This is a genomic window from Deltaproteobacteria bacterium (assembly GCA_020848905.1).
GTDB lineage: Bacteria > Myxococcota_A > Polyangia.
Genome location: JADLHG010000016.1, coordinates 28206 through 41527 on the forward strand (window position 1 = coordinate 28206; position 13322 = coordinate 41527).

At 70.9% G+C, this 13322-nt stretch carries 10 protein-coding genes; 2 read left to right on the forward strand and 8 right to left on the reverse strand.

Features of this window, described 5'->3' with window-relative positions:
* Nucleotides 1–24 precede the first annotated feature (24 nt).
* Together rpsI and rplM are read right to left on the reverse strand one after the other, a co-directional pair.
* Entirely contained in the window at nt 25–423 is a 399-nt protein-coding gene (rpsI, locus tag IT371_07225) for a 30S ribosomal protein S9 (protein ID MCC6747431.1), read from the reverse strand.
* Nucleotide 424: 1 nt separating this feature from the next.
* Nucleotides 425–853 (reverse strand): 50S ribosomal protein L13, encoded by a 429-nt coding sequence (rplM, locus tag IT371_07230; GenBank protein MCC6747432.1) that lies wholly within the window; start codon nt 851–853, stop codon nt 425–427.
* Nucleotides 854–1073: 220 nt separating this feature from the next.
* On the opposite strand from rplM, the gene recN reads away from it, so the two are divergent.
* Together recN and IT371_07240 are read left to right on the forward strand one after the other, a co-directional pair.
* Nucleotides 1074–2789, forward strand: a complete 1716-nt coding sequence (gene recN / locus IT371_07235; protein MCC6747433.1) for a DNA repair protein RecN — start codon at nt 1074–1076, stop codon at nt 2787–2789.
* A 199-nt stretch (nt 2790–2988) separates the two neighbouring features.
* Nucleotides 2989–4347 carry a peptidoglycan DD-metalloendopeptidase family protein gene (locus IT371_07240; GenBank protein ID MCC6747434.1) on the forward strand — a complete coding sequence of 453 codons (1359 nt, stop codon included), beginning with the start codon at nt 2989–2991 and terminating at the stop codon, nt 4345–4347.
* Nucleotides 4348–4362: 15 nt separating this feature from the next.
* Here IT371_07240 and IT371_07245 read toward each other — a convergent pair whose 3' ends face one another.
* From IT371_07245 to IT371_07270, 6 genes are all read right to left on the reverse strand, one after another.
* A complete protein-coding gene (locus tag IT371_07245; GenBank protein MCC6747435.1) occupies nt 4363–5913 on the reverse strand; it encodes a bifunctional metallophosphatase/5'-nucleotidase in 1551 nt (516 codons plus the stop codon).
* 244 nt (nt 5914–6157) lie between these two features.
* The gene (locus tag IT371_07250; GenBank protein ID MCC6747436.1) at nt 6158–6991 is read right to left on the reverse strand and encodes a trypsin-like serine protease; all 834 of its coding nucleotides are present in this window, start codon (nt 6989–6991) and stop codon (nt 6158–6160) included.
* Nucleotides 6992–7282: 291 nt separating this feature from the next.
* The gene (locus IT371_07255) at nt 7283–8602 is read right to left on the reverse strand and encodes a 2-oxo acid dehydrogenase subunit E2 (protein ID MCC6747437.1); all 1320 of its coding nucleotides are present in this window, start codon (nt 8600–8602) and stop codon (nt 7283–7285) included.
* A 13-nt stretch (nt 8603–8615) separates the two neighbouring features.
* Nucleotides 8616–9653 carry an alpha-ketoacid dehydrogenase subunit beta gene (locus tag IT371_07260; GenBank protein MCC6747438.1) on the reverse strand — a complete coding sequence of 346 codons (1038 nt, stop codon included), beginning with the start codon at nt 9651–9653 and terminating at the stop codon, nt 8616–8618.
* Complete coding sequence (pdhA, locus tag IT371_07265; GenBank protein ID MCC6747439.1) at nt 9650–10723, reverse strand: pyruvate dehydrogenase (acetyl-transferring) E1 component subunit alpha; 1074 nt, start codon at nt 10721–10723, stop codon at nt 9650–9652. Before pdhA ends, IT371_07260 begins: the two co-directional genes overlap by 4 nt.
* A gap of 116 nt (nt 10724–10839) precedes the next feature.
* Nucleotides 10840–13245: a hypothetical protein gene (locus tag IT371_07270; protein ID MCC6747440.1), complete on the reverse strand. Its 2406-nt coding sequence runs from the start codon at nt 13243–13245 to the stop codon at nt 10840–10842.
* Nucleotides 13246–13322 lie beyond the last annotated feature (77 nt).

A 13322-nucleotide genomic window follows, 5' to 3' on the forward strand; every position in this document is an offset into this window, starting at 1 on the left:
CCCCGCCCTCGCGGAGACCGGCGGCTAGCGCTTGCTGAACTGGAACCGCTTGCGCGCGCCCGGCTGACCGTACTTCTTGCGCTCCTTGGCGCGGGAGTCGCGCGTCAGGTAGCCGGCCTTCTTGAGCGTGCCGCGCAGGGCGGCGTCGTACACGAGGAGGGCGCGGCTGATGCCGTGCTTGATCGCGTCCGCCTGGCCGCTGTGGCCGCCGCCGCAGACGTTCACCCGCACGTCCATCTTCCCCTCGGTCTCCGTCAGGGCGAGCGGCTGCGACATGACCATGCGGTTCGTGACGCGCGGGAAGTAGTCGTCCATCGGACGGCCGTTGATCATCACCTGACCGGCGCCGGGCGTCATCCACACGCGGGCGACCGCTTCCTTCCGTCGGCCGGTGCCGTAGTACTCTTGAGCGTTCGTGGCCATCTTAGATCTCCACCGGAGTCGGTTGCTGCGCCTCGTGCGGGTGCCCGGGCGCGGCGTATACCTTGAGCTTCTTGATCATGGCGCGCCCGAGCGGGTTCTTGGGCAGCATCCCCTTGACCGCCAGCCGAACGAGCTCCCCCGGCTTGTGCGCCAGGAGCTGCTTGGCGGTCCAGCTCCGCAGTCCGCCCGGGTACTGGCTGTGGTGATAGTAGATCTTGAGGTCCCACTTGCGGCCGGTGAGCTGCACCTTGTCGGCGTTCACCACCACCACGAAGTCCCCCGTGTCCACATGCGGCGTGAACTCGGGCTTGTGCTTGCCGCGCAGGATGCACGCGATGGCGCTGGCGGCCCGGCCGAGGGTCTTGCCCTGGAGGTCTACCACCACCCACTTGCGAGTGACCTCGCTCGGTTTGGCGCTGATCGTCTTCATCGATGATTCCTAACTGGTTTTCCCCCAGATTCCCTGGGTCTGCGAAACGCACTTATCTATGATCTGCGGCGGCCGCTGTCAATCTTTAAGAATAGCCGACGCCTCCGGCGGGGCTCGGGCAGGGCCAGTACCGCCCCCGGCGGGGCCAATCCTTAGAATTCTTCGGCCGCTACGTCAAGGGGGGACAAGGCGGGGGCGCCTTTGCTAGAAGATGGCGCAGATGCTGGCGCACCTGCGGATCCTGAACCTGGCCATTATCGAGGGGGTGGAGCTCGAGCTCGGCCCGGGGCTGAACGTCCTGACCGGCGAGACGGGAGCCGGCAAGTCCATCATCGTGGAGGCGGCGGCGATCCTGCGGGGGGCGCGGGCGAGCGCGGAGATGGTCCGTACCGGCGCCCCCGAGGCCACGGTGGAGGCGCAGTTCGACCTGGCCGGTGCCCCCGAGGTGCTGAAGGCGCTCGAGACGGCCGGGTTGCCGCTCGACGGCGAGGAGCTCCTGGTGCGCCGGGTGATCTCGGCCTCGGGGCGGGGGCGGATCTACATCAATGGGGCGCTCTCCACGGCGGCGGTGCTCTCCGAGGTGACGGCGCGGCTGCTGGACATCAGCGGGCAGCACGAGCAACAGCTCCTCGAGGACCGGGGGGTTCAGCGGCGACTCCTAGACGCGGCGGGGGTGCCGGAGGGTCTCGTCACGCAGATGGCCGAGGCCTACGGACGGCTCAGCGCGGCGTGGGAGGGCCTCGCCCGGTTGCAGCTCGACGAACGGCAGCGGGCCGAGCGGGTGGACTACCTGCGGTATCAGGTGGAGGAGCTCGCGGGGGTGGACCCGCGGCTCGGAGAGGACGAGGCGCTCGAGGCGGAGCGGCGGCAGCTCGGACGGGCGGGGGAGCTGCTCGAGGCGGCGGCGGGGGGAGAGGCGGCGCTCTACGGTGACGAGGGCTCGGTGTCGGAGCGGCTCGCCGCGGTGGAGACGCGGCTCGACGAGCTCTCGGCGGTGGACGGTCGACTCGGGGCGCTGGCGGCGCAGCTCCGCGAGGCGCGGGTCCTCGTGGAGGATGTGGCCCAGGGGCTCGCGCGGTACGCCGGCGCGATCGAGGACGACCCGACCCGGCTCGAGGAGGTCGGGGAGCGACTCGAGGCGCTGCACCGGCTGAAGCGCAAGTACGGCGGGGAGCTCGCGGAGGTGCTGGCCCGGGGAGAGGCGATGCGCGCCGAGCTCGAGGAGCTCGAGGCCTACGAGGTGCGGCTGGAGGCGGCGGAAGGGCGGCTCGCGGAGGCGCGGAGCGAGGTGGAGCGCGCGGCGGAGGAGCTGTCGCGCGCGCGACAGGCGGCGGCCGGCGAGCTTTCAGCGCAGGTGGCGAAGGAGCTTTCGGCGCTCTCCATGAAAGGGGCGCAACTGGCGGTGGAGCTGACGCCGCTCGCTCCGCGCGAGGACACCCCGAAGGCGATGCTCTTCGACGGGCGGCGCGTCTCGCGGGAGGGGTGGGACCGCGTCGAGCTGCTCGTCGCGGCGAACCCGGGCGAGGCTCCGCGACCGCTGGCCAAGACCGCGTCGGGGGGCGAGCTCTCGCGCATCATGCTCGCGCTGAAGCAGGTGCTCGGGCGGCACGACCCGGTGCGGAGCTCGATCTACGACGAGGTGGACGCGGGGGTCGGGGGCGCCGCGGCGGATGCCGTGGGCCGGTCCCTCGCCCGGGTGGCGAAGGCGCGGCAGGTGCTCTGCGTGACGCACCTCCCGCAGGTAGCGGCCTACGCCGACCGGCACTTCCACGTGGGCAAGGCCAGCCAGAAGGGGCGTACCCGCACGGCGGTGGCGCTGCTCACGCCCGAGGAACGGGTGGAGGAGCTGGCCCGGATGCTCGGTTCGGCCCGCGTGACGGACCAGGCCCGGGCGAATGCGCGCGCCCTCATCGCGTCGGCGGGGCACGCCGGATGAGTCCGGGTGGGTTGCGTTGGCGCGCTCGGCGACGGATCCGCTCACAAAATTGACACCTTGGGGGACGCGTGATACCAGGGTGAGGCCTCGTCGGGTCTTCCCCGCGAGCCCATCGAAGGAGCGGACGACCGCAGTGCCCCGTCCCACGCTACAAGGTCTCGGACCTTCTCCTCGTCGCCGCCCCCGTCGTCGCGAAAACGTGCGCGCCAGCCTCCGGCTCGGAGCCCTCTTCGCCGCGCTCGTGGGGATCAACGTCTACGTCTTCTTCTTTCGCGGGGGCACCTCGATCCGCGACGTGATGAAGACCTCGGCCATCAAGGGCCAGGCCGTGCAAGCGGGCAAGACCGCCTCGCCCACGGCTTCGCTCGCGAGGGAACTCCCGGTCGATGCGCGGCTCGTCCGCGGAGGGATGGCCGGGCACCTCGGGCTGGCCGCCGCGCTCGCGCCGCTCGGGCTGGCGCCGGCCGACCAGAGCGCGCTCGTGGCGGCGCTCAAGCGCGAGCTGAACCTGCGTGCGCTGCGAGCCGACCAGTCCTTCGAGGCAGCCCTCGACGGGCGCACCGGGGCGCTCTTGCGCTTCAGCTATCGCATCTCGCCGATCTCCTCGGTGGAGGTCACGCGGTCGCGGGCGGGCGCGCTCCTGGCGCGCAAGCTGGAGTCGAAGCTCGAGGCGAAGACGGTCCGGGTGGGCGGACGCATCGACTCGTCGCTCAACCGCGCGCTCTCCGAGGCGGGGGAGTCCGGGGCGCTCGTGGCGCGCTTCGTGGAGCTCTTCTCGTGGGACATCAACTGGTACCTGGATCCGCGCGAGGGGGACGAGGTGCGCGTGGTCGTGGAGAAGCACTACCACCAGGGAAAGCTGCACCGCTACGGCCGGATCCTGGCGGCGGAGTATCGCGGGCGCGCCGGGCGCTTTCAGGCCTACTGGCACCGCGCGAAGGGGGGCGAAGAGGGCTACTACGACGCCGAGGGGCGCTCGATCCGGCGCTCGTTTCTGAAGACGCCGCTCGTCTACCGGCGCATCAGCTCGCAGTTCACCAAGCGGCGCTTCCATCCGGTGCTGCATCGCATGAAGGCCCACCAGGGGGTGGACTACGCCGCCGCGCGCGGAACGCCCGTGTGGGCCGCCTCCGACGGGACGGTGGTGTCGGCCAAGCCGTCGGGCGGCGCGGGCAACATGGTGGTGCTGCGGCACACGAACGGGATCGCCACCCTCTACATGCACCTCGACCGCATCGCGCGCGGGCTCAAGCCCGGGATGAAGGTCAAGCAGCGGCAGGTGATCGGCACGGTCGGGATGACGGGACTCGCCACGGGGCCGCACCTGCACTACGGCGTGACGCAGGGAGGTCGCTACGTGGATCCGCAGCGCCTGCCGGTGCAGCGCGGCGCGTACCTGCCGGGAGCGGAGCGGTTGCGCTTTCTGGCGGAGCTCGCGCGACGCCGGGCCGAGCTGGAGCAGGTGGCGATCGCCGCGCCGGGGGCGGGCGGGCCGTCGAAGAACGTGGCGCAGGGACCCGGGGCGAAGGCCCCCGCCGGTCCGTCGTCGCATCGCTGACGCGAGCTACGCGCGCTACTTTCGCGGCGTGGCGTCCACCTTCGCCTCGAGGGGATTCGCCGCCGAGGAGCCCTGCGCGACCACCCAGTCGATGACCGGCTGACGCCAGTCGATGGTGGTGTCGTAGCCCGCCGGGTCCTGCCGCTTGAAGCGGAAGCCGTCCCCTCCGCCGTACATGAAGCTGTTCACGAGGACGCGGTAGGTGTGCGTCGCGTCTAGCTCCTGACCCGTGCTGGTGAGGATGGCTCGGCCGTGGTCCAGGCGCAGCCCCGAGGTCGCCACGCCGCCGCAGCACGAGAGGTTCTCGAGCACCTGCGCCCCCGTCAGGCGGAGGTCGTAGAGGGTGTTGTCGAAGGGCATGAGCCCGACGAGCTCGGCGAGGGTGATGTCGCCGGCGTTCACGTCTTGGCGGAGGGCGCCGGTGTTCGAAAGCGCGAGCTCCGCCTGCGGGTAGGCCCAGCGCCAGGCGTCGGTGACGAGGTTGGGGAGCTGCGCGGTCCGCGTGAGACCGGTCCGGGTATAGCCGATCACCTTGCCCAGCTCGGCCTCGGTCTTGGTCTGCCAGCCGTCCACGATCGCCTTGACGTCGGCGTCGGGGACGGTGGGGGGGGCGAGCCAGGAGATGAAGCTCGGCAGCTTGATGGAGCTGTTGGCGATCGTGGTTGCGGCAGCCTTCGTGACGCGCCCCGAGGCGCGCTCGACCGAAAGGGTGACGCGAGCGTAGCGCTTGAAGAAGCTCCCCGGCGCGACGAGCCAGGTGTTGCCCACCTTGCGCGCGCCGGTCTCGTGGCAATGCGCGCCGAACATCACCGGGAGCTCGAGGTCCGCGACCTCGGCGGCCAGCTTCTCGAGGTCCTTCAAGCAGACGTGCGCGAGGACGATGACGACTTGCGCGCCTCTGGACCTTACCTCCGGCACGTAGGTGCGCAGGGCCGGGGCGTAGTCACCGAAGGAGAGCCCGGCCACGGCCGTGGCCTGGGTCACCTGCGGCGTCTCCTTCAGTGCGAGGCCGACGAGGCCGATCTTCACCCCGTCCGCCTCGAGGATCGTGTACGGCTCGGCGAAGCCCAGCGGGCCGCCGTCGGCGCGCACCACGTTCGCGGCCAGGAAGGGAAAGTCCGAGGCGGCGCGTCGCGTCTCGAGGACGCTGCGCCCGAAGTCGAATTCGTGGTTGCCGAGGGCCGCGGCGCGGTAGCCCATCGCGTTCATGACCTCGGCCGTGGACTCCCCCTTGAACCAGGTGGAGATGGCGGGGCCGGTCCACATGTCTCCGCCGCTCAGGAGGACCGTGCCGGCGTCCTTCTCGTAGCCCTCCTTCTTCTTCAAGCGGGAGAGCAGCTCGGCCGCGCCCCCTTCGGTGGCGTTCGAGTTGCTCGTGGGACGGAGCCAGCCGTGCTCGTCGGCGGTGTAGAGGAGCGTCAGCCGCGCGGTGTCGGCGCGGGCCGCGGAGCGGTCGAGGTCTGCCTCCTCCGGGAGCTCCGCGTCGGGGCCGCTCCAGCCGACGCACCCGCTGGCGCCGAGGGCGGCGACCAGAACGAGCAGCAGCAGGCGGCGTGGGAGCTTCATCTTTTCGGGGCCTCGCCGCCTGGCTCTTGCAGGGTCCGTGCCGCCGTGGCGCGCCGCCCGGATAGCGCGGATGGGCGTGCAAGTGCAGCCGGCTTGCGGGTTTGCGGGCGGCCAGCGGGGGGCGGGCTCGGCCGCCGCGGCAAGGCGGGGGGTCGTCCGTCCCCACGAACTGGCCCCCTGGGCCGCCAGGCGGGGGCAGCCTCGAGTCGCGGGAGGGGGGGACTGGCGAGGGGAGGGCGCGATGCTACGGCAGGGTCACGTACGGCGCGAGGAAGTCCCGCGCCTGCGCCAGGTCGGTGCGGGAGGCCAGGTAGAGCGTGCTGCACGAGGCGTCGCCGATGGTGGCGGTCCCGACGAGGGTCTCCACGCCGTCGATGGTGTAGAAGAGCGGCCCGCCCGAATCGCCGAAGCAGACCGTGCCGTCGCCCCCGAGCCGGCGCGTGGCCTTGATCATGGACTTACCGGTGAGCGCGTTGAAGTCCATCTGCGCCCGTCGCCGCTCGTTGCTGAGCGCCCAATAGTTGGAGCCGCCGCCCATGCCGTTGTTCTCGGCCAGGCCGTACCCCACGGCGGTCATGTCGCTGCGCAGAGAGAGCGTTCCGTTCTTCGCCAGCTGGTCGATGACGCCGGCGCTCGGCAGCGTGGCGAGGGGGAGTCCCGGGGCCTCGTCGAGGAGCAGGACCATGTAGTCGAAGCGCTCGCGCGATCCGTCGCCGCCTGCGACGTAGTTCGGGTGGCGGACCGCCGTGCCCTCGAAGACCGGGGCGTCGGCCGGGATGGGATTCCCCGGCGCGATGTTCTGGATGAAGGTCACCGCCATGCGCTCGGCGCGCATGCAGTGGCCGGCGGTGAGAAACACCTTCGGCGCGACGAGCGTCCCCGAGCAGGTCAGACGCCAGAGCCCCGAGGTGGGGTCCCTGCGGAGCACGGCTCCGACGTTGGTGTGCGTGAAGTCCGAGGTGCCGTCCGAGATGGACGACGACTTCGAGCCCGTCGGTTCGCTGCCTTGCGGATTGCCGCAGCCGACCAGCGCTGCGGCGACGAGCGCCAGCATGGAGAACAGCCTTCTGGATGACATCGCTACTCCTCACTTCCTTCCAGGTTCGGTCTCCACCGACGGCGAGCCGTCGGGCCCCGACCGAAGAACACACCTCGTTCGTCGCCGCCTCTGAGGGGCGTTGGAATCGCGCGCGGCGACGTGTTGTCGTCGGCGCCCTAGCAACATGTGTTCCGACCGGAAGTCAGCGGACGTTGTATCGGGAAGGACGGCGTTGCCGCGGGACGTCAGGCGCGAGGGGGGGAGCGTTTATTGCGCGCTCGGGAGGCGCGTGCGCTGAACTTCGGAGGATGGTCGGACGCGGGATCCGGCTCAGAGCCGCAGCATGAGCAGGTCGGGGTGCTCCACGAGCTCGAGAAGCTGGGCCATGAAACGGGCCGCCACGGCTCCATCCACGACACGGTGGTCGTACGAGAGCGACAGGTAGAGCAGCTTGCGCGGCACCACGGCGCCGTCCACCACCGCGGGGCGATCCTTGATGGCGTGGACGCCGAGGATCGCTACTTCCGGCTGGTGAATGATCGGGGTGGCGAACGCGCCCCCGAGCTTGCCGAGGCTGCTGACGGTGAAGGTCCCGCCGCGGAGCTCGTGCACCTGCAGGCGTCGCGCGCGGCCCCGCGCCCCGAGGTCGGTGACCTCGTCGGCCAGGGTGACGAGGTCCTTCCGGTCCACGTCCCGGATCACCGGCACCACGAGCCCTTCGGGGGTGTCGACCGCGATGCCGAGGTGGTAGTGGCGTTTGAGCAGGAGCTCGCCGCGCGCCTCGTCGTAGGACGCGTTCAGGTAGGGATGGTCCTTCAGCGCCGTCACGACGGCTTTGAGGAAGTAGGGGAGGAGCGAGAGCTTGTGCGCGCCGTCCGCCTCGAGGTGCCGCTTGGCGCGGGCGTAGGTGGCGAGCAGGTCGGTCACGTCCGCTTCGTCCACGTGGGTCACGTGGGCCGCGGTGCGCGTGCTCAGCGACATGGCCTCGGCGATCACCCGGCGCAGGTGACTCACGGCCACGCGCTCGACGGGACCATCCTCGCTGGATTCGAGGGTCGGGGTGGAACCCGTGCGGAGTGAAGGCGTCCGTGGCGGCAACGGGGACGACGACGCCGACGGAGCCGGCGCGGCTGACGGGCTCGTGGCGACCGGCTGACCGACGGAGGCAGGCGCGATCTGCCCCGCCGCCCGGTGCACGTCGGCGTCGGTGATCTTCCCGCCGCGACCGGTCGGCGCCACGCGGGTCAGGTCGACCCCCAGGCGTCGCGCGAGGGCCCGGGTGTGGGGCGTCGCGCGAAGGCGGCCGGCCTCGCTGGAGGCCCGCGCGGTCGGGGGCGACGTATCTGCCGCGCCGCTCGAGCCGTTGCCCCCGGAGCGCAGCCTCGCCGCGTCAGCTCCGGCGGCGCTCGGCGAGCCGTCCTCGAAGGTCACGAGCACCTGACCCACCTGGATCGCCTCGCCGGCCCGCGCGTGCAGCCGCGAGACCTTCGCCGCGCGAGGGGCGGGTAGCTCCACCACGGCCTTGTCGGTCTCGACCCGCGCGAACGGCTGGTCGAGCTTCACCGACTCCCCCTCGGCGACCAGCCACTCCACGAGCGTCCCCTCGTGCAGGCCTTCCCCGATGTCCGGCAGCTTGAACTCGAAGGACATGGTGGGCGCCTCGCTACTCTTCCAGGGTTCGACGAACGGCGGCGAGCACGCGCTCGACGCTCGGCAGGTAGTGATTCTCGAGCGGCGCCCCAGGGAATACCGTGTCGAAGCCCGTGACCCGCTCGACGGGCGCGAGGAGGTCGAGCAGCACGTGCTCGTTGATCTGCGCCACGAGCTCTGCCCCCAGGCCGCAGGTGCGCGGCGCCTCGTGCACCACCACGGCGCGCCCGGTCCTCGCGACCGAGGTCAGCACGGTGGCGGTGTCCATGGGCACGATCGATCGCAGGTCCACGACCTCCACCGAGATGCCCTCGAGCCCGGCCGCCTCGGCGGCCTTGAGGGCCTCTTGCATCATCGAGCCCCAGGCGATGACCGTCACGTCGGTCCCGCTCCGAGCGACCTTTGCGGCACCGAGGGGCACCTCGTAGCTCGCGGCCGGCACCTCCTGCCGGAACGCGCGGTATAGCCGCGTCGGCTCGAGGAAGACCACGGGGTCGGGGTCGCGAATGGCGGCCACCAGGAGCCCCTTCGCGTCGTAGGGGTTCGAGGGGACGACCACCTTGAGCCCTGGGGTGTTGGCCAGCATCGCCTCGTAGCTCTCCGAGTGATGCTCGGGGGGATGAATGCCGCCGCCGTACGGCGTTCGCACCACCATCGGCACGGGGTAGCGTCCGCGGGTGCGGTTGCGATACCGCGCGGCGTGCGCGAAGAGCTGGTTCACCGCCGGGTAGATGAAGCCCATGAACTGGATCTCGACCACCGGGCGGAAGCCGGCCAGCGCGAGGCCGATGCCCAGGCCCACGCCGCCGCTCTCGGCGAGGGGCGTGTCCATCACCCGGTCCGGGCCGAACTTCGCGAGCAGCCCCTCGGTGACGCGGAAGACGCCGCCTCCGCGACCGATGTCTTCGCCGAGGAGGAGCACGTTCGCGTCGCGGGCCAGCTCCTGTTCGAGCGCCTGGTTGATGGCCTGGACGAGGTTCAGGCGCGCGAGCTGGGTCGTTGTCGCGGCGGCCGCTTCGGAGGCAGAGGGGGCGTGGGTCTCCGGGGTCATCGGCCGAGCTCCTTGAGGAATTCCGCACGCTGGGCCGCGAGGGTCGGGGGCAGCGTCTCGAACGTGTGGTCGAAGAGGTCCACCGGGTCGGGGGCGGGGAGCGTCTCGAGCTTCTCCACCTCCGCCTCGACCTCGACCGCGAGCGCCTCGAGGTAGCGCGACTCGGCCGCCGCGCTCCAGAGGCCGCGACGCTCGAGGTAGCGGCGCATGCGCACGATGGGGTCCTTGCGGAGCCAGGGTTCGAGCTCTTCGGCCGGCCGGTAGCGGCGATGGTCGTCGGCGGTGGTGTGGCTCTCCACGCGATAGGTCTCGGCCTCGAGGAGAAAGGGGCCCTTGCCGCTGCGCACGTGGCCCAAGGCCTGCTCGGCGGCCACGTAGACGGCGAGGACGTCGTTGCCGTCCACTTGCAGCCCCGGCATCCCGTAGGCGTGCGCCTTCTGGGCGAGAGTCTCGGAGCAGGTCTGCTGCCGGAGCGGGATCGAGATGGCCCAGCCGTTGTTCTGCACGTAGAAGAGCGTGCGTGCGCGAAAGACCGCGGCGAAGTTCAGCGCTTCGTGGAAATCGCCCTCGGAGGTGGCACCGTCGCCGCAGAACCCGACGGCGGCGGCGGACTCCTCGCGCAACCGCAGCGCTAGCCCGATCCCCGCGGCGTGCACGAGCTGGCTCCCGATGGGGATCGAGGGGGGCAGGACCCGCGGCAGGTCGCACATGCGGTTGGCCCACTCGTCTCCTTTGCAGAAGCGCAGGAAGTTGTGCATGGGCAGGCCGCGCAGCTCGAGGACTCCCTGCTCGCGAATCGACGGGATGAGCCAGTCCGTCGGTCGCAGCGCGAGGGCCAGGCCGACCTGGGCCGCCTCCTGACCGCGGAGCGAGCCGTAGGTGCCGAGGCGACCCTGGCGCTGCAGATTGAGGGCCTTCTCGTCGAAGGCGCGCAGCCGCAGCATCTGCTCGAGCAGGCCCACGAGAGCGGACTCCGCAAGCGCCGGGAGGAGCGTCTCGTCCGCCACGCCGTCGGGGTCCAGGATCTCGAGCCGCTGGGTGACGGCCTGGTACACGGTGGTCAGCGGCATCTCGTCTCCTCGGCGGCGCGCATCATCGATACAGGCGAGAGTGAAGTCAATGAGGGGCCCCGCCCCCCGCCACGCAGGGACGGCGCGTGTCGACTACGCCGGGGGAGGGGGTGGGGCTACGGCCTGCGCGGCCGTCGCCGTCGGCGCGCGAGGGCGAGCCCGAGGAGCGCGAGCAGCGAGAGCGGGGTCCCCGCGCCGCCTGGACTGGCCTGACAGGTGCAGCCCCCCGCCCCGGTGGCGAGCAGCTCGCGGTGCGAGCGCTCCGAGGTGAGGCATACCCCTTCCTTGCAGCGGTAGCGGTCGGGACAGCGTACGGTCTCGCATGGGTCCGGGCCGCACTGCCCCGCGCGACAGAGCTCGCCGCTCAGACATTTCGTGGCGGCGCAGGGGTCCTCCACGCAGCGTCCCTCCCGGCAGACCGCGCCCGCGCCGCAGAACACCTTCGCGCAGGGGTCGGGGGTGCAGCGGGTGACGGGCGAACCGGCCTCCTCGACGAGGCGGCAGGTCTGGTCCGGACCGCAGCCCAGCACCTCGCAGAGCGCGACGCAGCGCCCTTTCACGCAATAGGTGCCTTCGCCGCAGCTCGTCGCGGCGCAGGCGTCTTCTGTGCAGATCCCGTGCACACAGCGGCTGCCCTTGGGGCAGCCCTTCGCGTAGCACGAGTGGTCCACGCACTGACCCTTGACGCAGGTCTCGTAGAGGTTGCACGTCACGCTGGCGCAGAGGTCTACGCAGTCGCCCGCCTTGCAGACCCCGCCCCGCTCGCGGCAGGCCGCCGCGTCGCAGGTATCGGGTATGCACCAGCTGTTCTTGCAGACCTGCCCCTTGGGACAGGCGAACTCCGAGAGCCCGCAGGCCCGCGTGCACTGGCCGTTCACGCACTGCGAGCCCCCGGGGCACTCGGCCTGCTCGTCGGTCTGGCCGTCGCAGTCGTTGTCGAGCCCGTCGCACCGCTCGGCCGTCGGACCCACCGCCCCCTGGCAGCTGGCCCAGAGACCTGCAGTGCAGCTTCGCACGCCGAGCCGGCAGACCCCCTGGCAGGTGCCCGCCTTCGGGTCGCACCCCGTCGCAAACGGAAAACAGATCTCGCTCATCCCGTCGGTGGTGCCGTCGCAGTCGTTGTCCAGTCCGTCGCAGAGCTCCGGAGAGCCGGCCTGGCCCCCCTGGCAGACGATCTGTCCGCCGACGCACGCGGTGGCGCCCCCCTTGCACACGCCGAGCGTGTTGCCGCACGGACTCGACGGGACATCCTCGTCCACCTTCCCATCGCAGTCGTCGTCGATGCCGTTGCAGACCTCCGCTTGCGGAATACACGCCGTGCACCCGCCGGGGATCTCCTCGTCGATGCTCCCGTCGCAGTCGTCGTCGAGGCCGTTGCAGACCTCTGCGGTACCGGTGACGCTCGGCGCGTTGCACGTCACACCGGTGCCGTCTCCCTTGCAAACGTAGGCGCCCGGGCGCCGGCAGACCCCGACGCGTCCGTTGTCGCAGGGGCGCCCCTTCAGCGGGAAGTCCTCGTCGACCTGGCTGTCGCAGTCGTCGTCCTGCCCGTTGCAGGTTTCCGACGGGGGCAACGACTTGGCGATGATGTCGAGGAAGGCCTTCTTCAGGGCGGTGCTGTTCCCGATCACCGTGACGTAGGTGCCGTGGCCGGCGCTCGCGATATTCGACAGGATCGTGGAGTTGATGTCGATCGCGACGGTGTGCGTGACCACCCCCAGGTTCGCGTGCAGGTTGCCGGCCCAGGTGGTGGGGTAGTAGGCGTCGGTGGTGGTGATGTTGCAGGTCTCCTCGCCGTCGGTGAAGAGCGCGATGACCAGCCGTTCGCACTTCTTGCGGTAGTCCCCCGCCGGGAGCGCCACCTCGCGGTGGAAGTACCCGTGCGCGTAGAAGAGGCTCTTGCCGAGGGGGGTGTAGGAGATGGCGCGGATCTCGGGGTTCGCGAGCGGACCCTGCGTGCCGGAGTCCTCCTGCTGGTCGAAGTACCACATGAGGTTCTCGACGGGCTGCCCGAAGGGGACCTTCAGCGCCTCGCTCTTGTACTGCGTGTACCAGGCGGAGCAGGGGTTGTTCGCGGCGCCGCAGTGAGCGCTCATGTCCACGTAGGGCCGGTGGGTCGACACCTTGCACCCCTCGTGGGGCGCGCCGTAGAAGAGCATTTCGGAGTTCTGCGAGGGAGCGAGGTAGTAGTGGCCGTCCGGGCAGTCGGGCGTCTGGCTCGGGTCCACCATCTGCGGAAACGTGGCTAGCGAGAGGTCCACCTCCTTCGTACCGAGCCCTTGCAGCGCGTCGAAGAGGGCGGACTTGAGCTGGTAGAGGCGGCTCTGCTTGCCGCGACCGCCGCAGAGGGGGGAGCCGTCCTCGTCGTCGTCGGTGAGCATGCTCCCCGAGGTGTCGAAGAGGATCATGACCTTCGGTTTCACCTGGGCCGCGGCCTGGCGGGGCGAGAGAACGAGCGCCGTGGCCAGGGCGAAACACGCTCCAGCCCGCCGGAGACTGGATCGACCGTCGAGTCGTTGCATCTCGTCGATCTTAGGGGTCGCCGGGGGAGCGGTCAAATCGCCCCAGGCAGCGGCGGCTCGTCGCCGGGTAGCGGTGC

Excerpts from the sequence above, each read along its gene's own strand:
- pdhA (MCC6747439.1), bottom strand. The coding sequence starts at position 10,723 with ATGCCGCTGACCACCGTGTACCAGGCCGTCACCCAGCGGCTCGAGATC.
- rplM (MCC6747432.1), bottom strand. The coding sequence starts at position 853 with ATGAAGACGATCAGCGCCAAACCGAGCGAGGTCACTCGCAAGTGGGTG.
- IT371_07270 (MCC6747440.1), bottom strand. The coding sequence starts at position 13,245 with ATGCAACGACTCGACGGTCGATCCAGTCTCCGGCGGGCTGGAGCGTGT.
- IT371_07250 (MCC6747436.1), bottom strand. The coding sequence starts at position 6,991 with ATGTCATCCAGAAGGCTGTTCTCCATGCTGGCGCTCGTCGCCGCAGCG.
- IT371_07260 (MCC6747438.1), bottom strand. The coding sequence starts at position 9,653 with ATGACCCCGGAGACCCACGCCCCCTCTGCCTCCGAAGCGGCCGCCGCG.
- recN (MCC6747433.1), top strand. The coding sequence starts at position 1,074 with ATGCTGGCGCACCTGCGGATCCTGAACCTGGCCATTATCGAGGGGGTG.
- rpsI (MCC6747431.1), bottom strand. The coding sequence starts at position 423 with ATGGCCACGAACGCTCAAGAGTACTACGGCACCGGCCGACGGAAGGAA.
- IT371_07245 (MCC6747435.1), bottom strand. The coding sequence starts at position 5,913 with ATGAAGCTCCCACGCCGCCTGCTGCTGCTCGTTCTGGTCGCCGCCCTC.
- IT371_07255 (MCC6747437.1), bottom strand. The coding sequence starts at position 8,602 with ATGTCCTTCGAGTTCAAGCTGCCGGACATCGGGGAAGGCCTGCACGAG.